Below are 23,968 nucleotides of genomic sequence, written 5' to 3'. Positions count from 1 at the left end.
GTTGCCGTGTGGCACACGCATCTGTATTGCCGAAAGAAGACTGCGCCCATTCGCAGAGCCCACATCCCACCAGGGAGGTCCATTTGAGCGAACCCGAAGGACTGAACGAAGACGCCGGCGCCGAAGGCGCGGAGGCAATGGGCATCTATGATGCGGATGGTGTGGTGGCAGCACCCTTTCTGGCCCATATCGGTGCAGCGATTGCCGACCGGGACACCATTACCCTCCGTCAGGAGATCGGTGCGCTTCATCAGTCCGAAGTCGGCGATCTTCTCGAAGCTCTTCTTCCCGACCAGCGCCTCGCGCTTGTCGTGCTTATGGGAGATGATTTCGATTACACCGCGCTGACCGAGGTGGACGAGGCAATCCGTCTCGAAATTCTGGAAAACCTGCCCAATCAACAAGTGGCGCGCGCCGTTGAGCAGCTGGATTCGGACGACGCCGTTTATATTCTGGAGGACCTCGACCAGCAGGACCAGGATGAGATTCTGGCCGAGCTTCCCTTCACGGAGCGCGTGCGCCTGCGCCGTTCCCTGGGCTACCCGGAGGAGACCGCCGGCCGGCGCATGCAGACGGAGTTTGTCGCTGTGCCGCCGTTCTGGACCGTTGGCCAGACCATCGATTATATGCGGGAGGAGCAGAACCTCCCGGAAAGCTTCGCGCAGATTTTTGTCATCGATCCCACATTCCGGCTCGTGGGCGCGGTCGACCTCGATCGCATCCTGCGCACGAAACGTGGCGTGAAAATCGAGGATATAATGCGCGAGACGCGCCACGCCATCCCGGCCACGATGGACCAGGAAGAAGCGGCGCAGATCTTTGAGAAATACGATCTCCTGTCGGCTGCGGTTGTTGACGAGAACGAACGCCTGGTCGGTGTGCTCACTATTGACGACGTGGTCGACGTTATCCAGCAGGAAGCGGAGGAAGACCTTTTGCGCCTCGGCGGCGTCGGCGACGAAGAGCTTTCCGACCGTGTCTGGACCGCTGCGCGCTCACGCGTACCCTGGCTTATGGTCAATCTGATCACCGCATTCCTGGCAGCTTCCGTAATCGGCCTCTTCGATGACACGATCGAGAAAGTCGTCGCGCTCGCGATCCTGATGCCGATCGTCGCTGGCATGGGTGGGAATGCCGGGTCACAAACCATGACCGTCACGGTGCGCGCGCTCGCCACCCGCGACATCGACATTTACAATGCCGGCCGCATCATCCGTCGTGAAATGGGGGTCGGCCTCCTGAACGGTGTCGTTTTCGCAACGCTGATCGGCGTGGTCGCGGCCGCTTGGTTCCAGGACTACAATCTGGGCGGCATCATTGCTGCGGCGATGATAATCAACATGTTCGTCGCTGCCCTTGGCGGCATCCTCATTCCGCTCCTGCTTGATCGCGTTGGCGCTGACCCGGCGGTGGCATCGGCGGTTTTCGTCACCGCAGTCACTGATGTGGTCGGCTTCCTCGCTTTCCTCGGCCTCGCCACCTGGTGGTTTGGGATATAGTTCATTAGTTCAGGCGGGCAGGGGCGTTGCCGAGCGGCGCGCGCGGTAGAGAATGAAAATGGCGATGGCCATATTGCCGAGGTTCCAGGCGATCCCGTTAAGGAAAGCGGCCTGATAAGAGCCTGTCAGGTCATAAATCCAGCCCGACATCCATCCCCCAAGTGCCATGCCTATAATGGTGGCCATGATCACGACGCCCATGCGCTGACCCGCTTCACGCGCCGGCAGATACTCACGCACGATGATCGCGTAGCTGGGCACGATGCCACCTTGCGACAGACCGAAGATGAACGAAACCATGTAAAGCGAGGCGAGCCCGTTGAAGGGAATGTAGAGGAACAGCGAGAGGCATTGCAGAACCGACCCGATCAACAGTGTCGGCACACCGCCGATACGGTCGGCGAGCAGACCTGAGACCAGTCTGCTGGCGATGCCCGCGCCCAGCATGAGAGACAGCATCTCCGCGCCGCGCGCGATATCGAAGCCCAGGTCGATGCAATAGGCGACGATGTGAACCTGCGGCATCGACATGGCGACGCAACAGCCCAGCCCGGCAAGCACCAGAAGCGTTTGCAGCATTCGGGGTGAAAGGTCGATCGGTTTTCGTCCACCGGGACGCCGTAAATGGGCGGCTGCGATGTCGTCAGCCTGATTCACATCGGGTCTGGCCCGCATGAGCATGGCCAGCGGCACGATACTGGCGATGCAAAAAATGCCGATGCCAAGAAAGGTCACCCGCCAGCTTGTGTGTTCCAGCGCAAATTTGATGACGGTCGGCCAAAGCACGCCCGAAAGATAATTGCCGCAGGCCACTGCCGCCACGGCGATTCCTCGCCGCTTTTCGAACCAGTGGGAGATGTCGGCCAGAAGCGGGCCAAAACAGGCCGATCCACCAAGCCCGATCAGCCCCTGCAGAATGACGAACTGCCAGAGTGCGGTTGTGAAGCTGGAGGCGACAAAGCCTGCGCCAAGCACGGCCCCCGCGATGGCCACGGGCAGCGCCACACCAATTCGATCTGCAAACCGCCCGATGAGCACGTTGCCGAGTGCAAAGCCGATCATCGAGCTCGTATAGGGCAGGGAGGCGGCCGCCCGATCGACACCAAACTCTGCCTGGATGGGTGGCAGAACGACCACGAACGCCCACAGCCCCACCGTGCCGAATGTGCCCAGAAGCAATGCAATCGTCATACGGAACCAGGCATAGGAACCGTCGATCATCGCATCGCTGGCGCTATGGGCGTGGCGCTGTTGCAAGCTGGTTGATCCTTGTCCGAGAGCATTCTGCCCGCGCCTGCTCAATCTGCGCGAACTGGCCTGCTTTCATAGCTCAGCGATAAAATGTGCCGTAGGGCCACGCCCGCTTCGGCGTCTGTCCATACGAACGATGGGGCGGCTCACTGTCTGGTTTCCCACACTATATGCGCAAGCCGGCTGTCCCATCCGCTCCCGAAATTGTATTCATCGGTTCCGCCAACGGACTCGTCCGCCGCGTTATCCGGCCTCAATTGTCCGCCTTGGCGAACCGGCAGCCGGTGCGCGTCGATGTATCGAGCGCGCTCTTTCCCGGGGTTCCCACACATAAGGTTCAGGAAATTGACTTTTACGTAAGAACCGTGCGACTTTGTTTTTCCTCGCTAAACAAATGCTCCAGTTTGGAGATAAAGCGGGGCGGGCATCGGCAGGTTACAGCCTGCCGCATCATCCGGAAAAAGAATAATGCGGCACTCACCATTGGGGCAACGTCCGGCATGGGCGTCAGGGGAGCCGTCATAAAAGGGCAGGGCGCAATGCGCGATTACTACTCCATCACCGAGCTGACGCGTGAGTTCGGGATTTCCACACGGACGCTGCGCTTTTACGAGGATGAAGGGTTGATCAAGCCCGTTCGCCGCGGTCGCACGCGGCTTTACCGGCCGTCCGACCGGCACCTCGTGCGGCAGATTTTGCGAGGACGCAGTATTGGTTTTTCGATTGCCGAGATTCGCGAGATCATAGAGGTTTACAAGGCGCCACCTGGAGAGATCGGGCAGCTGAAGCTCATGCTCGCCCGGATTTCTGAAAAGCAGCAGGATTTGCGCCAGAAGCGCCGGGATCTCGAAGACACACTTGAAGAATTGGCGCGCGCGGAAGAAGCCTGCGTGGAGCGCCTGGCGGAACTTGGTGTGACAACCTGATTGTGATGCGACCGCTTAGAACCAGCGGCGTACACGTTTCTGATAATCCCGATATTTTTTGCCAAATCGCACTGCGAGATGGCGCTCTTCAGGCTCGATCGCGAGCTTTTGCGTCAGGAAGCAGGCGATGGCGAGAAGCAGGAGAAACCATGGATTGCCCGATACCAGGGCGATCCCTGCAAGAAGCATTGAATTGCCGAGATAGATAGGATTTCGGCTGATCGCGAATGGCCCGCTCGTGACCAGTGCATCTGCGCCGCGCGTGGGCAGGATGGCCGTTCCCGCCCTGCGGAGCGTCCGCATGGCCTGCACGTCGAGTATCACGAATCCGACGATGAGCAGGCAGCCTATGGCAAAAAGTATGTCTGCAAGCGGCGGGCCGAACCATCCCGGCGGATAGAACACGCCCAGCGTTGCGGCGATGGCAATTGCCGCCAGATAGATGACAGGTGGCCATGGAAATCGAGCCGGTTGCCGTTCAGGGTCGTTCATTCGTAAGGTCCCGCTGCGTGAAATCGCTCCCCGCTTCTGCACGCATAGTGCATTCGGTTGCGATTTGGCTCAAGCGGCTTTGCATCTCTTTTCCCGGCTTGCCCGACATGACCAGGTCAAGACGATTCTCGGTTTCCAGTGTGTTGGTGAAGCACGCGCAATAGGTTGCACAAAAGCCTGCATCGCGCGCTTCCCCGCATTGGCGCGTACATTCTTGTGTAAAGCGGATATCGGCAGGCACGACTGCCGGCGGCCAGACCTGGGCCAACACCCAGACGCATGCAATGAGAACTGGCTGGTGGAGAAGATAGAAGGCGAGGCTATGGCGACCCGCAAAGGCGACGGGGGCCAGCCAGTTCCCCGGCTTCAGAAGGGCAATCGCGTGAAGAAAACCTGTCTCTTTTGCAATGCGGGCGGCGGCGATGCCGGCAATGACGGCTCCGAACCAGGGAACCAGCGGGACATAGTCATTTGACGGGGGACGAAACGTGGAAAGTCCGACCCACCAAAGAGCCGGTGTATCGAACAATGGCGCGCTAAACACATGCGGTGCAGCGAAAAACCCGGCGGCGAGCCCCAAAAGAAGCCAGGCCGGAAAGCTCAGAAAGGCGAGACCTAGCAGGCTTGCCACCGCAATGTGATGCAGGATCCCGAAAAAGATAAAGCCCTGCGGCAGAGCGAACCAGGTCGCGACCGAGATTGCGGTCGCAGCCACGGTGATCATGGCCAGGCGTTTCAGGAAGCCCGCCCAGCGGATACGTTTCTGATGAGCTAAAAACAGGCTGGCGCCAACCAGAAACAGGAAGGAGGATGCGATGGCACGTGCAAAAAGACGCCATCCACCGGAGATCGTGGTGCCAGCGTCCATATAGCCGAAGAACTCAAGGTCCCAGCTGAAATGATAGACTGCCATGGCGATGAGTGCGCCGCCGCGCGCGATATCAATGGCTTCGATGCGTGATTTGCCGGCCGCTTGGTGCCGCATCGTGTAATCGCCCCGGTATAATCATTGTTTTATGTTGTGATTATATTAGTCGGCGCTAAAAGTGGCCGAAAGACGGAGAGGTTTTCAATGCAGACAGTTGAGACGAACGGTGCATCCATCCCGGTCCTGGGAATGGGAACCTGGACTTTGAAGGGGCAGGCCTGCACGGAGCTCGTTTCGCATGCGTTGAAGGTTGGATACCGCCATATCGATACCGCTGCCGCCTATGACAACGAGGAAGCCGTTGGCCAGGGCATTCGTGCCTCGGGAGTGAAGCGGGACGATGTTTTCCTGACCACCAAGGTCTGGTGGACCGACATCGCGGCTGGTGACCTTGAGCGTTCCGCAGAGGCGAGCTTGTCGCGGCTGGGCTTTGACCATGTCGACCTTCTGTTGATCCACTGGCCGAACCCGGATGTAGACCTCACTGAAAGCATGAAGGCCCTGAACCGCGTGAGGGCGAGCGGAGCCGCGCGCCATATTGGCGTGTCCAACTTTCCGACAGATCTTCTGGCCGAGGCGGTTCGCCTTTCCGAAGCCCCCCTCGTTGCAAATCAGGTTGAGTATCATCCTTTTTTGAAGCAGGACCGGGTATATGCCGCGTGCCGCGACGCAGGTATGGCAATGGTCTCCTATTGCCCACTGGCGCGGGGCGGTGATCTGTTCTCGCAACCGGAGGTGGCAGGTCCGGCTGAACGCTATGGCAAGACACCGGCGCAGATCGTGTTGCGCTGGCATGTGCAGCAGGAAGGCGTGATCGCCATTCCACGGACCAGCAATCCAGCGCGTTTGGCCGAGAACGCAGACATATTCGATTTTTCGCTAGGTGCTGAGGAAATGCGCTCTATCTCCGCCTTGCAGCACCGAGGGGTTCGCATCTGCGACTACGACTTCTCGCCCGTGTGGGACCCGGTTTGAACCTCTCGGGACGCAGCAGGTTAACCCTGCGTTAGCTGATGTAAAATAGGGTACTCACGGTTGTCATCGGCTCCACTCTTGCGTGGTGTCTGACGGTCATGCCTTTGGGGGAAGGTGGACGGCGCATGTTGCAGACTTCAGGCGCCCCGGAGAAGGGGCCCACCGACATTGCCGGCATGATTGCAGGCTCCATGCGCCGCATGGGGGTGACCGGTCTGCCGCGCAATTACGAGATTTTTTACGAGGTCTTTACCGGTTCGAACCGCGATCTTGTGCGCGATTTCGAAGCGTTGAACGGCCGCCCGACCCAGGAAGCCCTGGACAAGCTGGCTCTCAAATACTTCACGCAGAACAACCGGCAAGCCATCGTCGAGGATGCGCAGGAGCAGATCGCCACGCGAGCGCAGGAAATTCTGTCGCTGCTTGGCCGCGAGCGCAGTTCGCTGGAAAAGTTCGGTGTGATCCTTGATCAGACCTCCAACGGGCTCAACGGCCGCAGCGCCATTACCCACGATCTCATGCGCAAGATCGTGGGCATCATGGCTGCTGCCACGGAGACGACGATCGCCCAGGGGCGTCAGATCACGCAGGCCATGGAAGAAAAATCCAGCGAGCTTGAAGCAATGCGCACGCAGCTCCAGAGGTACAAACGCCTTGCCGATACCGATCCCTTGACGAGGATCTGGAACCGCCGGGCCTTTGACAAGCGCATGGCCGGCATCTTCGACGAACAGCGCTCTGTCATGTTCAACGCGCTGATCCTTGCAGATATCGACGGTTTCAAGGCGATCAACGATCAATACGGTCATCCCGTTGGCGACAAGATCCTGCAGGGCGTCGCCCAGATTCTCAAGACCCAGTGCGTAGACGACTGTTTTGTCGCGAGAACGGGTGGAGAGGAGTTCGCCATCATCGTGGAAGGTCTCACTGAGGAGGCGACCGTGAAACTTGCGGAAACGATGCGCCTCGCCGTCGAAAAGGCCGAATTCGTTGTAGGATCCGGCGCTCGCAAGTGCGGGCCCATTCGTATATCGCTTGGCGTATGCATGGCAACCGATGCTGCCAATGCCGATGAACTCTACGCCAAGACGGACCAGGCGCTTTATGCGTCCAAGGTGGACGGGCGCAACCGCGTTACCCTGTTCTCCAGCATTCCCAGGGGCAAGTTCATGAAGAACTGGCTGCTCTACAGAAACGATTGATGCACACGTCCGCGACGGGATGCATTTTTCTAAACTTCGCATATAGTTTGACGAAAACCGCGCCGAATTTCGCCCGATTTGTGATACACGGGGGCTTAAGGGGCGATTTGCGCGCGATTCCAGTCGCAGATATTGAAAAGTGAGGATACGGACTATGTTGAAGAAATCCATCGCGGTTGCGCTCGTGGCAGGCTTTTCTGCCGGCTGCGTGACCAGCACGGATCCCTACACCGGTCAGCAGAAGATCTCCAACACGGCCGGCGGGGCTGCGCTTGGTGCGCTGGCGGGTGCAGGCGTTGGACTTCTGGCCGGTGGCGATGATCGTCGCAACGCGCTGATCGGCGCAGGCATCGGCGCACTGGCCGGTGGCGCGGTCGGCTCCTACATGGACCAGCAGGAAGCGCAGTTGCGTGGCCAGTTGCAGGGTACCGGCGTGAGTGTCACCCGCCAGGGCGACTACATCATCCTCAACATGCCTTCCAACATCACCTTCGCAACCGACTCGGCCAACATTCAGCCGGCCTTCTATTCCACCCTGAATTCCGTCGCTCTGGTTCTTCAGAAATACAATCGCACGCTGGTGGACGTCTTTGGTCATACCGACTCCACGGGCGATGCAAATTACAATCTGGAGCTCTCACAGCGCCGCGCCGGGGCCGTTGCCAATTACCTTATTGGTCAAGGCGCGAGCAGCCAGCGTTTTGCGATTATCGGCCAGGGCGAGGCTCAGCCGATTGCCTCCAACGCGACGCCGGAAGGCCGCGCACAGAACCGCCGCGTGGAGATTCGCCTGTCGCCGCTCACCGGCGCCTGATCCCTCACGCTATATGCAAGACAGAAAAGCCGCCGGCACCAGCTAGCGGCTTTTCCGTTTTGGGAAATGCTATCCGGCGGCCATCGCCGTGGCGATGCGCGCCGCGAGCCGCGCATTGTTTTTTACCAACGCAATATTGGTAACGAGGCTCGCGCCGCCCGTCAGTTCCAGAATCCGGGCCAGAAGGAATGGCGTCACATCCTTGCCCGATATACCTTTTTCGTTCGCTTCGCGCTGTGCCGTCAGAATATGACCGGACATCACATCGGCAGCGATCTCGTCTTCCGCGGCAACCGGATTGGCGATCAGCATGCCGCCGTCGATCCCGAGCGCCGCGCGGGTCGCCTGAAAACGCGCGATGGCTTCGGCCGTGTCGAGGCGTAGCGGTGCGGGATAGGGGGATTGGCGCGACCAGAAGGCTGGCATTGTGTCGGTACCAAAGGCGATTACGGGAACGCCCCGGGTTTCCAGCACTTCCAGCGTCTTCTCGGTATCCAGTATCGCCTTCGGCCCTGCAGAGACGACGATAACGGGTGTCCGAGACAATTCGTCGAGATCGGCCGAAATGTCGAAGCTCGTCTCAGCTCCCTTGTGAACACCGCCGATGCCGCCCGTGGCGAAAACATGTATGCCAGCCATGTGCGCGGCGATCATTGTCGCGGCCACGGTCGTGCCGCCGCTTTTCCCCTCGGCAATGGCAAAGGCCAGATCTGCGCGCGACAGCTTCATCGGATCCGTCGCCTGCGCCAGGGCTTCGCGTTCCTGATCCGACAGACCAATCTTCAGCCGTCCGTCGACCACTGCAATGGTGGCGGGGACGGCGCCTTCCTCGCGGATCAGTGCCTCCACGTCTCCGGCCATCTCGTTGTTGCGCGGCCAGGGCATGCCATGGGTGATGATGGTGCTCTCCAGTGCCACCACCGGCTTGCCTTCGGCAAGGGCTTCGGCGACCGGCGCATGGACATCGATAATGTTGTTGGAACGCACGGGAAAACTCCTTTATCAGACAGGTCGCGGGGCGGGCACCCGCGCGAGCGCCGCATCGAAGGCGCTATTATCGAATTCGGGCGCTGCCGAGGCGGAGCCAACAGCAAGTCCAGAGGCGGCCACGCCTTCGCGCGCGGCCTCCTGAATGGACAGGCCACGGATCAGGGCTGCAACGGTTGCACCAGCCAGCGCGTCGCCGGCGCCGGTCACATCTACGAGGGCATCCAACCGTGGCGGTTCGATCTGCCACTGGTTTTCGGGCGTGAATACCGTCACGGCGGCGCTGCCCTCGGTGATGACGGCGGCGCGCAGGCCGAGATCACGCAGCGCTTGCACCGCCAGCGGGATCGAAGCTGCGGACTGAAGCCCGGCAAGACTGCGCGCCTCACGCGCATTCATGAAAAGCACGGAGAGTCCGGAAAAAACGGGTATCAGCCGCCTGGCCTTTGCTGGTGAGACGGCGATCGCGTAAAGAGGCGCGGCTCCGCGGATAGATGCGAGCTGCGCCAGTGCCTCCGGGGGCAGGTTGGCATCGCAGAGTATGGCATCGGACCCAGCCGCAGCGTCCCGCGTTTTCGAGCGGCTCATCTGCTTGGCGAACGCAACATCATAAAGTGCCATATCCGCAAGACCGGTGATAAGCTCGCCGTCATGATCAAGAATAGCAGTGTAGCTTGGTGTCACCCGGTCGAGAAAGGTCGCCGAGAGATCTTCGATACCGGCTTCCTCCACCGCGCGCGCCACGGCTTCGCCCGCTGCATCCCCGCCTCGCAGTGAAAGGAGCGATACGGACACACCGCGCCGGGTAGCCATGCACGCAGCATTGAAAATTCCTCCGCCGACCTCTTCGCGCATGCGTCCGGGGTTGGAAGTGGCGGGAATGTGTGCCGCATCGAGACGTCCGCGACGGTCCATATGGGCGCCGCCGACAGCAAAGAGTCGAGGTGGGCTGGTCACGTTCATCGGGCCGCTTCCCGAATCGCCTGGCGCGGTGATATCCCCCCGCTCTCTGCCCGGGCATCTGAGCCCCGAGAGCGGGCACAGATTGTGAATTCAGGCGTACAAAAATAGAACAAAATGCATTTATGCTGTTTTTTCAATGCTCTACTGCCTATTGCAAAAATAGAACAAAAAGGGTACAGATGGCTATCGCGGATTTGGCGGAACCGCCTCCATTGACCTCGAAGGGGTGTTGTATCATGGCTCAGAATTCATTGCGGCTTGTAGAGGATAATTCGGTGGACAAAACCAAGGCTCTGGATGCAGCGCTATCGCAGATCGAACGTGCCTTCGGCAAGGGATCGATCATGCGGCTTGGCGCCAATGATCAGGTGGTCGAGATCGAGACCATCTCCACCGGGTCGCTGGGCCTCGATATTGCCCTGGGCATCGGCGGACTGCCGCGCGGCCGCATTGTCGAGATTTACGGTCCTGAAAGCTCAGGCAAGACGACCTTGGCGCTTCACACGGTTGCCGAGGCCCAGAAGAAGGGCGGGATTTGCGGCTTCATCGATGCCGAGCATGCACTCGATCCTGTCTATGCCCGCAAGCTGGGCGTCGATCTCGAGAATCTCCTGATCTCTCAGCCCGACACGGGTGAGCAGGCGCTTGAGATCTGCGACACACTCGTGCGCTCCGGTGCGCTGGATGTGATTGTGGTCGATTCGGTTGCCGCGCTTACGCCGCGCGCCGAAATCGAAGGTGAGATGGGCGATTCCCTGCCGGGCATGCAGGCCCGTCTCATGAGCCAGGCGCTGCGCAAACTTACCGCCTCCATCTCCCGGTCGAAGACCATGGTGATCTTCATCAATCAGATCCGCATGAAGATCGGTGTGATGTTCGGTTCTCCCGAGACGACCACGGGCGGCAATGCGCTAAAATTCTATTCCTCGGTGCGCCTCGACATTCGTCGTATCGGTTCCGTCAAGGATCGTGACGAAACGGTGGGCAACCAGACCCGCATCAAGGTCGTGAAGAACAAGATGGCGCCGCCCTTCAAGCAGGTTGAGTTCGACATCATGTATGGTGAGGGCGTGTCCAAGACGGGCGAACTGATCGATCTCGGCGTGAAGGCCGGCATCGTTGAAAAATCAGGTGCCTGGTTTTCCTACAACTCCCAGCGTCTGGGGCAGGGGCGCGAGAACGCCAAGCAGTTCCTGCGCGACAATCCCGAGGCAGCGCAGGAGATCGAACTGGCGTTGCGTCAGAATGCAGGCCTGATTGCCGAGAAATTCCTCGATGATACGGGGCCGGGCGACCAGGATGGTGGGGACGCTGAGGACGCTCAGGACGCTCAGGAATAGGGCCCTCACTCTCGCGGGTTCGGTCAGCGCCGGGGAGCCGGTCTGATCCAATCCGGTGACATCAGAACACCGCCAGCTGCTGGCGGTGTTTTTTTATGCCGGCTTAACCTGCCTGTATGATCGTATCCTGACGGGATTTCTGGACAGGCCCGGACGCTGACGTTAAAAGGCGGGCTTCTGTTCCCCGCTTGTCTGGGCGGGCTTCTCGCAAAGGCTGAATCATGAGTGGCGTCAACGACATCCGGTCGACCTTTCTCGACTATTTTAAGAAAAACGGACATGAGATCGTGGCCTCTGGCCCGCTCGTGCCGCGCAATGACCCGACCCTTATGTTCACCAATGCCGGCATGGTCCCCTTCAAGAACGTCTTCACCGGCCTGGAGACGAGACCCTATGATCGGGCGGTAACGGCGCAGAAATGCGTGCGCGCCGGCGGCAAGCACAATGATCTCGACAATGTTGGCTACACGGCCCGTCATCATACCTTCTTCGAGATGATGGGCAATTTCTCCTTTGGCGACTACTTCAAGGACCGCGCCATCGAGCTTGCGTGGAACCTCGTGACGAAAGAGTTTGGGCTGGATCCCAAACGTCTCCTGGTCACGGTGTACCATACGGATGATGAGGCGGCGGGCTTCTGGAAGAAAATTGCCGGCCTGCCCGACGACCGCATCATCCGCATCGCCACGAATGACAATTTCTGGGCCATGGGCGACACCGGCCCCTGTGGCCCTTGTTCGGAAATCTTCTATGATCACGGCGATCATATTCCCGGCGGCCCTCCCGGAAGTCCTGACGAAGATGGCGACCGCTTCATCGAGATCTGGAATCTCGTCTTCATGCAGTTCGAGCAGCTCACGCCGGACGAGCGGGTAAACCTGCCGCGCCCCTCCATCGACACCGGCATGGGGCTGGAGCGCGTGGCGGCTGTTCTCCAGGGTGTTCACGACAATTACGACATTGACCTTTTCCGCGCGCTCATCCACGCCTCCGAGGAGGCAACCGGCGTACGGGCCGAGGGCGCTCAGCATGCAAGCCACAAGGTCATTGCGGATCATCTGCGCGCGTCGAGCTTCCTGATTGCCGATGGCGTTCTGCCGTCCAATGAGGGGCGCGGCTACGTGCTGCGTCGCATCATGCGCCGCGCCATGCGTCACGCGCAGCTTCTGGGGGCGAAAGATCCGCTGATGTGGCGCCTGGTACCCGCGCTCGTGCGTGAGATGGGCCGCGCCTATCCCGAACTCGTGCGCGGTGAGGCGCTCATCACCGAGACGCTGAAGCTTGAGGAAACCCGTTTCCGCAAGACGCTGGCGCGCGGCCTGACGCTCCTGTCCGACGCCACCAGCGAGATGGGAGAGGGCGACCTTCTCGACGGCGAAACCGCGTTCAGGCTGTACGACACCTATGGCTTCCCGCTCGACCTGACGCAGGATGCACTGCGCCAGCGCGGCATCCATGTGGATCTCGGCGGCTTCAATGACGCAATGGAACGTCAAAAGGCCGAGGCGCGGGCGAACTGGGCAGGCTCCGGCGAAGCGGCCACCGAGGCCGTCTGGTTCGCGGTCAAGGACAGGACAGGCGGCAGCGATTTTCTCGGCTATGAGACCGAGGACGCCGAAGGCGTGGTGTCAGCTCTGGTGCTCGACGGCGCCATGGTTGACGAGGCCGCTGAGGGCGACGAGGTGGCTATCGTCACCAATCAGACCCCGTTCTATGGCGAATCCGGCGGTCAGGTGGGCGATACCGGCCTTATCTCGGGAGAAGGCTTTTCAATTGTCGTTACCGACACCCAGAAGAAGGGCGACGGGCTTCTCGTTCATTTTGGCCGTGTCGAGAGCGGCAGGGTCAGGAACGGCGACGTGGTCGCGTTGAAGGTTGATCACGCGCGTCGCACGCGCATCCGTGCCAACCACTCCGCCACGCACCTCCTGCACGAAGCGTTGCGTGAAGTGCTTGGCACCCATGTGGCGCAGAAGGGCTCGCTCGTTGCACCGGAACGCCTGCGCTTCGACTTCTCGCATCCAAAACCCATATCGGACGATGAACTCGCTCGTGTGGAGGATATGGCCAATTCCATCGTTTTGCAGAATGCACCTGTCGAGACGCACCTGATGGCTGTCGACGACGCGATCGAAGCTGGCGCCATGGCGCTGTTCGGTGAAAAATACGGCGACGAGGTGCGCGTTGTGTCCATGGGTACCGCGCGCGAGGGCGACAGGGCCGGCAAGACCTACTCGCTGGAGCTTTGCGGAGGCACGCATGTGAAGGCCACGGGCGACATCGGCCTGATCCGTATCGTGTCCGAAGGTGCCGTCGCCTCGGGCGTGCGCCGCATCGAAGCTTTGACGGCTGATGCCGCACGACATTATCTCGGCCAGCAGGAGCAGCAGTTGAAACTTGCTGCCGGCGCATTGAAGGTCGCGCCCGCTGATGTGGCCACGCGCCTGGAGACTGTCCTTGAGGAACGCCGCAGACTTGAGCGCGAACTCTCGGAAGCGCGCCGCAAGCTTGCCTTGGGCGGGGGCGGGGCCGCTGAGGGCGGCAGGGAAACCGTCGCTGGCGTGGGTTTCATGGGCCGCGTGGTCGAGGGCATTTCGCCAAAAGATCTGAAGCCGCTTGCCGATGATGGCAAGGCCTCGCTTGGCTCTGGCGTCACCGTGTTCGTCGGGACCTCGGAAGAAGGCAAGGCCAGCGTCGTGGTTGGCGTGACGAAAGATCTGATCGAGCGCTTCAGCGCGGTCGATCTTGTCCGTGTTGCCTCCGCCGCCATCGGCGGCAAGGGCGGCGGTGGCCGCCCCGACATGGCACAGGCCGGGGGCCCGGATGGTTCCAGAGCGGCCGAGGCCATCGCCGCCGTCAAGGCCGCGATGGAAGGCTGAGCGCAACGCCCGGGACGGAAGATCGACTATGCGCGGGCTCATAGAGGCCCGCGTTTTTTCCTGCCAAACGAAAAAGCCGCGGTCGAAACCGCGGCCTGATCATCTGCTATGCGTAAGGAGTGGGGCTTATCCCATTGCCTTCTGCAGGTTTTCGTCGATCTTGTCGAGGAAACCGGTGGTGGAAAGCCACGGCTGATCGGGGCCGATGAGCAGTGCCAGATCCTTGGTCATGTGGCCGGATTCCACCGTGTCGATACAGACCTGTTCCAGCGTCTGGGCAAAGTTCGCCAGTTCCTTGTTGTTGTCCAGCTTGGCGCGGTGGGCGAGGCCACGGGTCCAGGCGAAGATCGAGGCGATGGAGTTGGTCGAGGTTTCCTCGCCCTTCTGGTGCTGGCGGTAGTGGCGTGTCACCGTGCCGTGTGCGGCTTCCGCTTCCACGGTCTTGCCATCCGGCGTCATCAGCACCGAGGTCATCAGGCCAAGCGAGCCAAAACCCTGCGCCACCGTGTCGGACTGCACGTCGCCGTCATAGTTCTTACAGGCCCAGACATAACCGCCCGACCATTTGAGCGCCGAGGCGACCATGTCGTCGATCAGACGGTGCTCATAGGTGATCTTGGCTTCCTTGAACTTTTGCTCGAATTCGGTCTCGTAGATCTCCTGGAAGATGTCTTTGAAGCGCCCGTCATAGGCTTTCATGATCGTGTTCTTGGTGGAGAGGTAGCACGGCACCTTGCGCATCAGCGCGTAGTTCATCGAAGCGCGGGCGAAATCGCGGATGGAATCGTCGAGATTGTACATGGCCATGGCCACGCCGGAGGAGGGGGCGTCGAACACTTCGTGCTCGATGGTCTCGCCATCCTCGCCGACGAACTTGATCGTGAGCTTGCCCTTGCCAGGGAATTTGAAGTCGGTGGCGCGGTACTGGTCACCAAAGGCGTGGCGGCCCACGATGATCGGCTGCGTCCAGCCGGGAACCAGGCGCGGAACGTTTTTCATGATGATCGGCTCGCGGAAGATCACGCCGCCGAGAATATTGCGGATCGTGCCGTTGGGGGAGCGATACATGCGCTTCAGGCCGAATTCCTCGACGCGCGCCTCATCCGGCGTGATGGTGGCGCATTTCACGCCAACGCCATATTTTTTGATCGCTTCGGCAGCATCGACGGTGATCTGGTCGTCGGTCGCGTCACGCGCCTCGATGCCGAGATCGTAATACTTCAGATCGATGTCGAGATAGGGGTGGATCAGCTTTTCCTTGATGAACTGCCAGATGATCCGTGTCATCTCATCGCCGTCGAGCTCGACGACCGGATTGTCCACCTTGATCTTACCCATGAAAAAGCTCCGCAATTGTGGTTTGAAAGGCGCAGAGAGGAACTCCCCCCGCGAAAGGTCGGCTGCCCTATAGCATTCCTGATGAGAACCGCAAAGAAGCCACCCGGCATTTTGTCGCTTGACACCGTGTAGATACACTATACTGTCCGCCCGATGGATTATGTGGCCGATGATTGCCTTTTGATGAACACTGTGATGGCGGCGCGCTCGATGACGCGCCGCTATGATGAACAGTTACGTCCTTTCGGCGTTTCGGTGGTGCAATTCGCCATCCTCGCCACCCTTGCAAGGCAGTTTGACGAACCCGTCAGCCGCACCGCGGAGCGGGTGGCGACCGATCGCACCACGCTTCTGCGCAATCTGGAACTTCTATTGAAGAAGGGTCTTGTTCGCGCTGTTCCCGCGACCAGGGGCAATGGACGCCGTTTCCTTCTGAGCGAACAGGGCCGCAGGCTGGTTACCGAGATCACCCCCCATTGGCAAATGGCACAGGCGGAGCTGCGTGAGCTACTCGCCGGTCACGACCATCAGGACATGCTCGTCGCGCTTAAAAAACTGACATCGGGCTAAGCCGCGTGAGGCAAGGCACGATATTTTTCCGCAATAAAAAGTGTAGATACACTGGTGTAATTACACGAATTATGGAATGCGAAAGCTAAAGAGGAAAAAATGCAATGGTCCACAAAGACCCGGTAGTGGTGACGGGGATGGGGGTGGTCAGCCCTTTGGGTGTCGGTGTTGAAACCAATTGGCGTCGCCTCCTTGAGGGGCGCAGCGGCATCGTTACCAATGATCGATTTGATGTTTCCGGCTTCTCCTGCACCATTGCTGGCCTTGTTCCGCCCAAGGAGACGGACATTCATGGATTTGACCCGCGCGAGTGGGTTGACGCCAGGGACATCAGGAAAATGGACCGCTTCATCCAATATGGCCTGGCGGCAACCGCCGAAGCGTTGGCGCAGGCCGTCTGGATGCCGGAGGATGAAGGCGCGCGCGCCAGAACCGCTATCATCATCGGCACGGGTGTCGGCGGTTCACCACTGATGGCGGAAGCGGTGAAGACGATTCTGACCCGGGGGCCGCGTCGCCTGTCGCCATTCACGGTCCCGGCCTTTCTGGCCAATCTCGCCGCCGGCTGGGTATCGATCCGCTACGGTTTCACTGGTCCCATCGGTGCGCCGGTCACCGCCTGCGCCGCGGCCGGGCAGGCCATTGGCGACGGCTTGCGGCTGATTTTGACAGGCGAGGCGGATGTGGTGGTGTGCGGCGGCGCGGAAGGGTCGGTAGACCCGATTTCCATAGGCGGTTTCGCCGCCTCCCGGGCTCTGTGCACCGCCTTCAACCATGCGCCGGAAGAGGCCTCACGTCCCTTTGACAGGGACCGCGCCGGCTTCGTTCTGGCCGAGGGCTCCGGCATTCTCGTTATCGAGCGGCTAAGTCATGCGCGCGCCCGTGGGGCAACGCCGCTGGCGGTTCTGGCCGGCTATGGCACCACTGCGGATGCCTATCATCTGACGGCCGGGCATCCTGACGGGCGCAGCGCGGCCGCGGCGATGCGCCAGGCGTTGTCCATGGCCGGCCTGGCCGCCGAAGACATCGATCACATCAACGCCCACAGCACCTCGACCGAGGTCGGCGATGCGGCGGAACTCGCGGCGATCAGCAGCGTCTTCGCAAGTCGGGAGAAGGCGCTCGCCATCGCCGCCACCAAGTCGTCCACCGGGCACCTTCTTGGTGCGGCGGGGGCGATCGAGGCGATCTTTTCGGTGATGGCACTGCGCGAAGGGGTGGTGCCCGCAACGCTGAACCTGAAAAACCCCGATGAAGCAGCGTCCCGTTTCGATATGGTGGCCGGAAAACCCAGCCACCGGAAACTCCGTCATGTTCTGTCGAACGCCTTCGGCTTCGGCGGCGTCAACGCATCGCTCATATTCAGTCAGATCCCATAGTCGGGCTGCCATCCGGTATCTGAAATGCGCTTCCCACCATTGTCCTGCCGCGCAGGTGTGCTTCCTCGAGCGCCAGCACGGAGACTGCGTCCAGCGACCGGATGGAGACCGTCCGGCCACCGGTTATGTCGCCTGTGAGCTGCAGGGCAAGGAAGCGCCCGCAGCATACGCCCAAGAAGGAGGTGAAACTATCGAGATCGTGGCCTTCATCCGGGAACTCCTGGTAAAGCCAGTCCAGAAGACCGCTGACGGTCAATCCAGCGCGCACCGATATTCTCCAGAACGCGCCAGAAAAAAACGCTCCAGCCGAACGCTGGTGGCCACGCCATCCAGCGATAAGCAGCGGGTTTCATTTTCCCAAAGTGCCAGGTCGAAACCGGTAAACAGGTGGCACATGGTGTCTGCGCCTACGGAACCACATGCGGTCCGTTCCACACCGCGATGTGACGAAAGGTGAGACTTTGGTCCCAGGCGTGGTATCTGCGGGTGAATTCGGTCTGTTTCTGGTGCAAATTCACTCAAAACCTTCTGTTTGGACTGTGTTGTGAGACCTGTCACCGACGCCACACCCCTGATCGCCGCCAACGCGGTGGCTTTCGATACCGAGACCACCGGGCTTGATGTTAAGGAAGCGCGTATCCTGCAGCTCGGCGGCATGGCGCTGGTGGACGGAGAGTTGCGGCCGGACGATACGTTTGAGACACTCGTTGACCCGGGCGTCCCCATCCCGCCGCGTTCCACCACCATTCATGGCATTACCGGGCAGATGCTGCGCACGGCACCCGATTTTGCCGAGGCATGGCCGCGCTTTGAGGCGTATCGGGGCGGTCGCCTTCTCGTTGGTTATGCGCTTGGCTTCGATCTGGCCGTTCTCGAGCGCGAGGCGCACAGGGCCGGTCTGCTCTGGCAGGCTCCAAGAACGCTCTGTGTGCGCATGCTTGCCGGTCTTGTCAATTCACACCTGCCCGATGCGTCCCTGGAGGCGATCGCCGCCTGGCTGGAGGTGGATACGTCCGGGCGCCACCGAGCGACCGCAGATGCGCGCATTGCGGGAGAAATCTTCATCGCGCTTGCGCCGCATCTCGCAGAACGCGGCATTCGCACGGTCGCCGAGGCCGAGCGCGCCTCAAGCCTGCGCTCACAGGCCCTGCGCCAGCAGGCGGAAGCTGGGTGGAGCGAACCCTTTCTGCGCCGCAGCGGCGCCGCTCGACATGCGCTTGAAGCCATCGATCCCTACGCTTTCCGCCATCGTGTACTGGAAGCGGCGACCCGTGAGCCCGTCGTGGCGCGTGACGACGTCACGGTGTTGGACGCTGCTCGCCTCATGGCAGAGCGCTGCATCAGTTCGCTTCTTCTTGCGGCGGATGGACGAGCGGCCGGCCACGTCGCCGACTATGCCATCGTTACCGAGCGGGATGTCCTGCGGGCAATTGCCGCCGGGGGCCGCGACACACTGGCCAAACCTGTGTCGGTCATTGCTTCAAAGCCGGTGATCTCGGTGGAGGACGATGCATTTTTCTATAAGGCACTGGGCCTGATGAGCCGAAAGAGAATTCGGCATCTGGCGGTTTCGGATGACAGCGGAAACCTTGCCGGCGTGCTCTCTTCGCGTGATTTTCTGAAGTTCCGGGCAGGAGCCGCTGTCGATCTCCAGGCACGTATCGAAAATGCGCGAACATCCGCCGATCTCGCCGGCGCATGGTCGCGTACCGCCGTCATAGCTTCAGCGCTTCTCGACGAAGAGACCGACACGCGCGTTATCGCCGAAATCATTTCCGGTATTCTGTGTTCCATCACCGCGAGCGCCTGCCATATGGCGCTGTGTGAAATGGAAGCAGAGGGGCGGGGCGCTCCACCGGTACCGTTCGCCGTGATGGTTCTGGGATCGGGTGGGCGCGGTGAAAGCCTGCTGGCTGCCGATCAGGACAATGCCATAATCTTTTCAAAGGGTGCACCCGATGGACCCGAAGACAGCTGGTTTGCTGCTTTTGCGGAAAAGTTCACCGACCATCTGCACACGGCAGCAATTCCTCTTTGCAAGGGCGGCGTGATGGCGCGCAATCCCGCCTGGCGCGGGTCAGCGGAAACCTGGCGCGAACGTATAGGTGGGTGGGTGTCAAAGGCGAGACCGCAGGACCTCCTCAATGTCGACATTTTCTACGATCTTCGGGCGGTTTACGGCGAAGAACGGCTGGTCACCGAGCTTGCGGCCCATGTATGGAAAAAGGGGGCGGAACGTGTTGAATTCGCCAAGCTCCTGGGTGAAAGCGTGCGCAATGTCGCCAATCCCTTCACGATTTTTGGTGGGTTTCGGCAGGACAATGGACGTTTGGATCTGAAACTCCACGGTCTGTTTCCGATCTCGGCACTCGCCCGCGCGCTCGCAATTCGCCATCATCTGCCGCATGCCTCCACACGCGCCCGGCTGGAAGCACTCGCCGATCTGCCTGCAATGCCACGCAGCGATCTGCTCGCGCTGCGCGATGCACATCGCTTCCTCCTGGCGCGTGTGCTGGAGCAGCAGGTGGAAGATATCGCTGCCGGCATACCGCTCTCCAACCGGATCGCTGTCGACCGGCTCGCTCCGTCGCGGCAGAAAACGCTGAAAGACGCGCTGAAGGCGGTCGCGATCATTCCCGAACTTGTCCGCAGCGCCATGTTCGCAAACTGATCATTGCGTGCTTTACCGCAGCGCATGAAGCGGGTAACAGCAGCCCATCATGGCAGGAACAGACAAACAGCAAAACATGCTCGCAGAAGGCCCCGCAATCATTCTGGTGGAGCCGCAGCTGGGTGAAAACATCGGCATGGTCGCGCGCGCCATGGCCAATTTCGGTCTGGCGGAGCTTCGCCTCGTCAGCCCGCGCGATGGCTGGCCGAACGAGAAGGCGCGTGCGGCGGCAAGCCGCGCCGACCATGTGATCGATGCGGCCACGGTCTTTGAGACCCCGGCGGAAGCGGTGGCGGATCTGAACTTCGTCCTGGCCACCACCGCGCGCCCGCGCGACAATTTCAAACCCGTGCGCGGCCCGGTCGAAGCCGCCGCCGATCTGCGAAACCGCTTTGCCGGTGGCCAGAAGACCGGCATCCTTTTCGGGCGGGAGCGCTGGGGTCTGACCAATGAGGAAGTGGCGCTTGCCGACGAGATCGTCACCTTTCCGGTCAATCCGGCTTTTGCCTCCCTGAACATCGCCCAGGCGGTTCTGCTCATGTCCTATGAGTGGATCAAGACAGGCGATCAGGCCGTCCGGCCGCCCGACATTGCACTCGCACCCGCCGAGAAACTGCATATTGAAAGTCTCATGAGCTATCTCGACAAAGTGCTGGACGAGCGCGGCTATTTCAGAACCGAGGACAAAAAGCCGAAGATGATGGACAATTTGCGGGCGTTGTTCACTCGTCCCGGCTTCACCGTGGAAGAGCTGGCAGTGCTGCGCGGCGTGTTGAGTTCGCTGGAGAAGTTTTCGCCGAAAAACCCGCGCGGCTCAGGCGCGCCTGACCGGGGATGACCATGGAAACCCGGCCGATCCTTTTCTTCGATTCGGGCATTGGCGGCCTTTCCGTGGTCAAGGAAGCGCGCATTCTTCTGCCGGGCCGGCCCTATGTCTATGTGGCCGATGATGCAGCCTTCCCTTATGGCGCATGGGAGGAGGGCGCGCTCCTCGAGCGTATGGTCGCGCTGTTTGAGGAACTCCTCGAGACGTATCGGCCAGCCATGTCGGTGATCGCCTGCAATACCGCGTCGACGCTCGCCATCCACCGATTGCGCGAGGTGTTCCCCGGTCAAACCTTTGTGGGTACGGTTCCCGCGATCAAGCCGGCAGCGGAGCGCACGAGATCAGGGCTGGTGTCCGTGCTTGCAACGCCCGGCACCGTGAGGCGGCAATACACCCGCGACCTGATCCGCGACTATGCGGCCAAGTGCCATGTCCGGCTGGTGGGCAGCGAAAACCTGGCAGCTCTCGCCGAGCAGTATATGCGCGAAGGCTATGTGGATGAGGCGGCCGTCGAGCGGGAAATCGCCCCCTGTTTCGTCGAGCAGGACGGAAAGCGCACCGACATCGTGGTGCTGGCCTGCACGCACTACCCGTTTCTGGTGAACCGCATGCGCAAGACCGCGCCATGGCCCGTGGACTGGATCGATACATCCGAGGCGATTGCTAGGCGCGCCCTCACGCTGGCGGCTGATTTGCCTGTGCCTGCTGGTGCGGGGGGGCAGGACATCGCTCATTTTACCTCCGGCGCCCCGGTGGAGGGCTATCGCCGTCTTGTTACCGGGTTCGGCTTCAGGGCACGCTGATCCGGCATCTGTTCTTGTCGACCATTGTCGCGGCCCATCTCTTCGTCGCGCAAGGCTTGGAGAATCCAGTCCCGGAAAGCCCGGATTTTTGGAGCGTTGCGACGTCCCTCCGGATAGACAAGCCAATATCCGAGACCATCGGATTCCGTGCGTTCGAAGGGCCTTAGCAGCAGCCCTGCTTCCAGTTCCGTCCGGTACAGCGCAGGTGTGAGCATCGCCACCCCGCGCCCGGCGATAGCCGCCCGTGCCAGCATGCTCTGCCCTCCGAGTTTCGCCATAGGGGGGCGGTCGTCACTGTCGATCTTGATATCGACGGCGCTGAACCAGATCGTCCACCATGGATCTCCGAGGTCGAGCAGCGGTAACTTCAAAAGATCCTCAGGCGTCGAGATGCCGCCAACGGTGTCGGCAAGCCTTGGGCTCAGCATCGGAGTGAAGTCGGCTTCGATGAGCAGGTGACGCTCCAGCCCGGGCCAGGGGCCGTGCCCGCCGCGAATGGCGATGTCGACATCCTCGGTGTTGAAAGCGGCTAGCCGTTGCGTTGTTTCGAGCCGCACCGACAATGTCGGATGCAGCGTCTGAAAGGCATCGATGTTCTCCACAAGCCAGTTGGTGGCAAAGGTCTGCGCGGTGCTGATGGTGAATGTGCCTTCCATCATGCCGCGGGCGTCAGCATAGGCTGCAGAAAGCCGTTCAAACGCGTCGCTCACGGCCGGCGCAAGCCGCTGGCCGGTTTCGGTCAGCGTAACCTGTCTCGGCCGGCGCACGAAAAGGGGCGTGCCGATCCGGTCTTCCAGGATCCTGATCTGATAGCTGACGGCGGCCTGGGTCATGCCCAGCTCCTCGCCGGCCTTGGTGAAGCTGCCATGGCGTGATGCTGCCTCGAAGGCGCGAACCGCCGCCAGTGGCGGAAGGAGTGCACCGGACATGGATAAATTCTCCTTATGGTACCCGGTGATCATTCGATTGGAATCTGCACTTTAGAAGAGCGAAATTCAGGCGCGAAATCAACTCAGCTTTTCCTTGAGGCAACTGGAAAATTACAATGGAACAAGTTTTCCTTCATGGCTCCGGCGCGCGCGCATCGCTCTGGCATTCGTTTTTGAAATGGGCGAGAGTAGCGGGTGCGCACGGAAAGCGTCGGCGGCGCACCATCGATCCGCGGGATGTTCCCGAACTTGTGCACCACGATGTTGGTTTGACGGATGTTCGCCCCCTGCGTCCCAAATGCTATCTGGATTAGGGTTCCGGTTGACATTTGGCCCGGTCTCCAATAATCACCCGCACAAGCGCGATGGCTTTCCGGCTGCCGCGCTTTTTAACGTGTCCCGTGGACAAGCCGCATCAGCGTGCGTGGTCTGTCCTGTCAGGTTTCGAAAACGGAAGCCAGAGGAGGGCGCGTTTCCTTCGTCCGGAGTGTTTTGCTCCGGGGTTTTTGATGTGAAAGGGAATGCGATGAGCAAGCGCCATTCAGCAAAGTACAAACTTGATCGCCGTCTTGGCGAGAATATTTGGGGTCGCCCGAAATCCCCGGTCAACCGCCGTGAATATGGGCCCGGCCAGCACGGTCAGCGCCGCAAGGGCAAGCTCTCGGACTTCGGTCTGCAGCTGCGCGCCAAGCAGAAGCTGAAAGGTCACTACGGCGACATTTCGGAAAAGCAGTTCCGCAAGACCTATGACGAGGCCAACCGTCGCAAGGGCGACACCAACGAGAACCTGATCGGTCTCCTGGAGTCCCGCCTCGACGCCATCGTCTACCGCGCCAAATTCGTTCCCACGATTTTCGCTGCGCGTCAGTTCGTGAACCACGGCCACATTCTGGTCAATGGCCGCCGCGTCAACATCCCGTCCTACCGCTGCAAGGCCGGTGACGTGATCGAGGTCAAGGAAAAGTCCAAGCAGCTCGCCATCGTTCTGGAAGCCACGCAGCTCGCCGAGCGCGATGTTCCGGATTATGTCGAGGTCGACCACAACAAGATGGTCGCCACCTATCTGCGCATGCCCGCGATTTCCGACGTGCCGTATGCGGTGCATATGGAGCCGAACCTGGTTGTCGAGTACTACTCGCGCTGATACGTTTCGGCGGGTAATTCGGAAGGGGGGCGTCCTGCCATTGGCCGGACGC

The 23,968-nt window shown here is 60.6% G+C and carries 21 protein-coding genes; 13 read left to right on the top strand and 8 right to left on the bottom strand.

Annotated features, from left to right (window positions below; all coding sequences use genetic code 11):
* Nucleotides 1-83 precede the first annotated feature (83 nt).
* Nucleotides 84-1,499, top strand: coding sequence for a magnesium transporter (mgtE, locus tag P2W41_RS11510; protein ID WP_404933211.1), 1,416 nt, complete (start codon nucleotides 84-86; stop codon nucleotides 1,497-1,499).
* Nucleotides 1,500-1,508: 9 nt separating this feature from the next.
* On the opposite strand, the gene P2W41_RS11505 is transcribed toward mgtE, so the two are convergent.
* The gene (locus P2W41_RS11505; protein ID WP_292900128.1) at nucleotides 1,509-2,720 is read right to left on the bottom strand and encodes an MFS transporter; all 1,212 of its coding nucleotides are present in this window, start codon (nucleotides 2,718-2,720) and stop codon (nucleotides 1,509-1,511) included.
* A 569-nt stretch (nucleotides 2,721-3,289) separates the two neighbouring features.
* Between P2W41_RS11505 and P2W41_RS11500 the strand changes: the two genes are divergently transcribed.
* Entirely contained in the window at nucleotides 3,290-3,676 is a 387-nt protein-coding gene (locus P2W41_RS11500) for a MerR family DNA-binding transcriptional regulator (RefSeq protein WP_223022609.1), read from the top strand.
* A 15-nt stretch (nucleotides 3,677-3,691) separates the two neighbouring features.
* On the opposite strand, the gene P2W41_RS11495 is transcribed toward P2W41_RS11500, so the two are convergent.
* Together P2W41_RS11495 and P2W41_RS11490 are read right to left on the bottom strand one after the other, a co-directional pair.
* Nucleotides 3,692-4,168 carry a methyltransferase family protein gene (locus tag P2W41_RS11495; protein WP_404933210.1) on the bottom strand — a complete coding sequence of 159 codons (477 nt, stop codon included), beginning with the start codon at nucleotides 4,166-4,168 and terminating at the stop codon, nucleotides 3,692-3,694.
* Nucleotides 4,155-5,153, bottom strand: a complete 999-nt coding sequence (locus tag P2W41_RS11490; protein ID WP_404933209.1) for a DUF1624 domain-containing protein — start codon at nucleotides 5,151-5,153, stop codon at nucleotides 4,155-4,157. Before P2W41_RS11490 ends, P2W41_RS11495 begins: the two co-directional genes overlap by 14 nt.
* 87 nt (nucleotides 5,154-5,240) lie before the next feature.
* Here P2W41_RS11490 and P2W41_RS11485 point away from each other — a divergent pair, with 87 nt between their 5' ends.
* The 3 genes from P2W41_RS11485 (at nucleotide 5,241) to P2W41_RS11475 (ending at nucleotide 8,087) form a co-directional block, all read left to right on the top strand.
* Nucleotides 5,241-6,071 carry an aldo/keto reductase gene (locus tag P2W41_RS11485; RefSeq protein WP_404933208.1) on the top strand — a complete coding sequence of 277 codons (831 nt, stop codon included), beginning with the start codon at nucleotides 5,241-5,243 and terminating at the stop codon, nucleotides 6,069-6,071.
* A 125-nt stretch (nucleotides 6,072-6,196) separates the two neighbouring features.
* A complete protein-coding gene (locus P2W41_RS11480; protein ID WP_292895069.1) occupies nucleotides 6,197-7,273 on the top strand; it encodes a GGDEF domain-containing protein in 1,077 nt (358 codons plus the stop codon).
* 154 nt (nucleotides 7,274-7,427) lie between these two features.
* On the top strand, nucleotides 7,428-8,087 hold the full coding sequence (locus P2W41_RS11475) for an OmpA family protein (RefSeq protein WP_007009806.1): 660 nt from the start codon (nucleotides 7,428-7,430) through the stop codon (nucleotides 8,085-8,087).
* 69 nt (nucleotides 8,088-8,156) lie between these two features.
* Here the strand turns inward: P2W41_RS11475 and P2W41_RS11470 are convergent, their stop codons facing one another.
* Nucleotides 8,157-9,074, bottom strand: a complete 918-nt coding sequence (locus P2W41_RS11470; RefSeq protein WP_292895079.1) for a pseudouridine-5'-phosphate glycosidase — start codon at nucleotides 9,072-9,074, stop codon at nucleotides 8,157-8,159.
* A 15-nt stretch (nucleotides 9,075-9,089) separates the two neighbouring features.
* The gene (locus P2W41_RS11465) at nucleotides 9,090-10,037 is read right to left on the bottom strand and encodes a carbohydrate kinase family protein (protein ID WP_404933207.1); all 948 of its coding nucleotides are present in this window, start codon (nucleotides 10,035-10,037) and stop codon (nucleotides 9,090-9,092) included.
* Nucleotides 10,038-10,273: 236 nt separating this feature from the next.
* Here P2W41_RS11465 and recA point away from each other — a divergent pair, with 236 nt between their 5' ends.
* Both recA and alaS read left to right on the top strand, forming a co-directional pair.
* Nucleotides 10,274-11,377: a recombinase RecA gene (gene recA / locus P2W41_RS11460; protein WP_292895085.1), complete on the top strand. Its 1,104-nt coding sequence runs from the start codon at nucleotides 10,274-10,276 to the stop codon at nucleotides 11,375-11,377.
* A gap of 221 nt (nucleotides 11,378-11,598) precedes the next feature.
* Nucleotides 11,599-14,256 carry an alanine--tRNA ligase gene (gene alaS, locus P2W41_RS11455; protein WP_404933206.1) on the top strand — a complete coding sequence of 886 codons (2,658 nt, stop codon included), beginning with the start codon at nucleotides 11,599-11,601 and terminating at the stop codon, nucleotides 14,254-14,256.
* A gap of 126 nt (nucleotides 14,257-14,382) precedes the next feature.
* Here the strand turns inward: alaS and P2W41_RS11450 are convergent, their stop codons facing one another.
* Complete coding sequence (locus tag P2W41_RS11450; RefSeq protein ID WP_404933205.1) at nucleotides 14,383-15,594, bottom strand: NADP-dependent isocitrate dehydrogenase; 1,212 nt, start codon at nucleotides 15,592-15,594, stop codon at nucleotides 14,383-14,385.
* A gap of 183 nt (nucleotides 15,595-15,777) precedes the next feature.
* On the opposite strand from P2W41_RS11450, the gene P2W41_RS11445 reads away from it, so the two are divergent.
* Complete coding sequence (locus P2W41_RS11445) at nucleotides 15,778-16,164, top strand: MarR family winged helix-turn-helix transcriptional regulator (protein ID WP_292895094.1); 387 nt, start codon at nucleotides 15,778-15,780, stop codon at nucleotides 16,162-16,164.
* Between the two features lie 104 nt (nucleotides 16,165-16,268).
* Nucleotides 16,269-17,543 carry a beta-ketoacyl-ACP synthase II gene (gene fabF, locus P2W41_RS11440; RefSeq protein ID WP_404933204.1) on the top strand — a complete coding sequence of 425 codons (1,275 nt, stop codon included), beginning with the start codon at nucleotides 16,269-16,271 and terminating at the stop codon, nucleotides 17,541-17,543.
* On the opposite strand, the gene P2W41_RS11435 is transcribed toward fabF, so the two are convergent.
* Nucleotides 17,527-17,811 carry a hypothetical protein gene (locus P2W41_RS11435; protein ID WP_292895121.1) on the bottom strand — a complete coding sequence of 95 codons (285 nt, stop codon included), beginning with the start codon at nucleotides 17,809-17,811 and terminating at the stop codon, nucleotides 17,527-17,529. The genes fabF and P2W41_RS11435 overlap by 17 nt on opposite strands.
* A gap of 276 nt (nucleotides 17,812-18,087) precedes the next feature.
* On the opposite strand from P2W41_RS11435, the gene P2W41_RS11430 reads away from it, so the two are divergent.
* The 3 genes from P2W41_RS11430 to murI are packed head-to-tail and all read left to right on the top strand — an operon-like array spanning nucleotide 18,088 to nucleotide 21,843.
* The gene (locus P2W41_RS11430; protein WP_404933203.1) at nucleotides 18,088-20,214 is read left to right on the top strand and encodes a DUF294 nucleotidyltransferase-like domain-containing protein; all 2,127 of its coding nucleotides are present in this window, start codon (nucleotides 18,088-18,090) and stop codon (nucleotides 20,212-20,214) included.
* A 49-nt stretch (nucleotides 20,215-20,263) separates the two neighbouring features.
* Nucleotides 20,264-21,052 (top strand): RNA methyltransferase, encoded by a 789-nt coding sequence (locus P2W41_RS11425; protein ID WP_404933202.1) that lies wholly within the window; start codon nucleotides 20,264-20,266, stop codon nucleotides 21,050-21,052.
* A gap of 2 nt (nucleotides 21,053-21,054) precedes the next feature.
* Nucleotides 21,055-21,843 carry a glutamate racemase gene (murI, locus tag P2W41_RS11420; protein WP_292895130.1) on the top strand — a complete coding sequence of 263 codons (789 nt, stop codon included), beginning with the start codon at nucleotides 21,055-21,057 and terminating at the stop codon, nucleotides 21,841-21,843.
* Here the strand turns inward: murI and P2W41_RS11415 are convergent.
* Nucleotides 21,801-22,772 carry a LysR substrate-binding domain-containing protein gene (locus P2W41_RS11415; protein WP_292895132.1) on the bottom strand — a complete coding sequence of 324 codons (972 nt, stop codon included), beginning with the start codon at nucleotides 22,770-22,772 and terminating at the stop codon, nucleotides 21,801-21,803. The two genes, murI and P2W41_RS11415, sit on opposite strands and share 43 nt — an antisense overlap.
* 526 nt (nucleotides 22,773-23,298) lie before the next feature.
* Between P2W41_RS11415 and rpsD the strand changes: the two genes are divergently transcribed.
* Nucleotides 23,299-23,916: a 30S ribosomal protein S4 gene (rpsD, locus tag P2W41_RS11410; RefSeq protein WP_292895135.1), complete on the top strand. Its 618-nt coding sequence runs from the start codon at nucleotides 23,299-23,301 to the stop codon at nucleotides 23,914-23,916.
* Nucleotides 23,917-23,968 lie beyond the last annotated feature (52 nt).

Source organism: Nitratireductor sp. L15S-10, assembly GCF_045011005.1.
GTDB lineage: Bacteria > Pseudomonadota > Alphaproteobacteria > Rhizobiales > Rhizobiaceae > Nitratireductor.
This window is presented reverse-complemented; position numbering and strand designations above follow the sequence as displayed.

Excerpts from the sequence above, each read along its gene's own strand:
- P2W41_RS11505 (WP_292900128.1), bottom strand. The coding sequence starts at position 2,720 with ATGATCGACGGTTCCTATGCCTGGTTCCGTATGACGATTGCATTGCTT.
- P2W41_RS11500 (WP_223022609.1), top strand. The coding sequence starts at position 3,290 with ATGCGCGATTACTACTCCATCACCGAGCTGACGCGTGAGTTCGGGATT.
- P2W41_RS11495 (WP_404933210.1), bottom strand. The coding sequence starts at position 4,168 with ATGAACGACCCTGAACGGCAACCGGCTCGATTTCCATGGCCACCTGTC.
- P2W41_RS11490 (WP_404933209.1), bottom strand. The coding sequence starts at position 5,153 with ATGCGGCACCAAGCGGCCGGCAAATCACGCATCGAAGCCATTGATATC.
- P2W41_RS11485 (WP_404933208.1), top strand. The coding sequence starts at position 5,241 with ATGCAGACAGTTGAGACGAACGGTGCATCCATCCCGGTCCTGGGAATG.
- P2W41_RS11480 (WP_292895069.1), top strand. The coding sequence starts at position 6,197 with ATGTTGCAGACTTCAGGCGCCCCGGAGAAGGGGCCCACCGACATTGCC.
- P2W41_RS11475 (WP_007009806.1), top strand. The coding sequence starts at position 7,428 with ATGTTGAAGAAATCCATCGCGGTTGCGCTCGTGGCAGGCTTTTCTGCC.
- P2W41_RS11465 (WP_404933207.1), bottom strand. The coding sequence starts at position 10,037 with ATGAACGTGACCAGCCCACCTCGACTCTTTGCTGTCGGCGGCGCCCAT.
- recA (WP_292895085.1), top strand. The coding sequence starts at position 10,274 with ATGGCTCAGAATTCATTGCGGCTTGTAGAGGATAATTCGGTGGACAAA.
- alaS (WP_404933206.1), top strand. The coding sequence starts at position 11,599 with ATGAGTGGCGTCAACGACATCCGGTCGACCTTTCTCGACTATTTTAAG.
- P2W41_RS11450 (WP_404933205.1), bottom strand. The coding sequence starts at position 15,594 with ATGGGTAAGATCAAGGTGGACAATCCGGTCGTCGAGCTCGACGGCGAT.
- P2W41_RS11445 (WP_292895094.1), top strand. The coding sequence starts at position 15,778 with ATGAACACTGTGATGGCGGCGCGCTCGATGACGCGCCGCTATGATGAA.
- fabF (WP_404933204.1), top strand. The coding sequence starts at position 16,269 with ATGGTCCACAAAGACCCGGTAGTGGTGACGGGGATGGGGGTGGTCAGC.
- P2W41_RS11425 (WP_404933202.1), top strand. The coding sequence starts at position 20,264 with ATGGCAGGAACAGACAAACAGCAAAACATGCTCGCAGAAGGCCCCGCA.
- murI (WP_292895130.1), top strand. The coding sequence starts at position 21,055 with ATGGAAACCCGGCCGATCCTTTTCTTCGATTCGGGCATTGGCGGCCTT.
- P2W41_RS11415 (WP_292895132.1), bottom strand. The coding sequence starts at position 22,772 with ATGTCCGGTGCACTCCTTCCGCCACTGGCGGCGGTTCGCGCCTTCGAG.
- rpsD (WP_292895135.1), top strand. The coding sequence starts at position 23,299 with ATGAGCAAGCGCCATTCAGCAAAGTACAAACTTGATCGCCGTCTTGGC.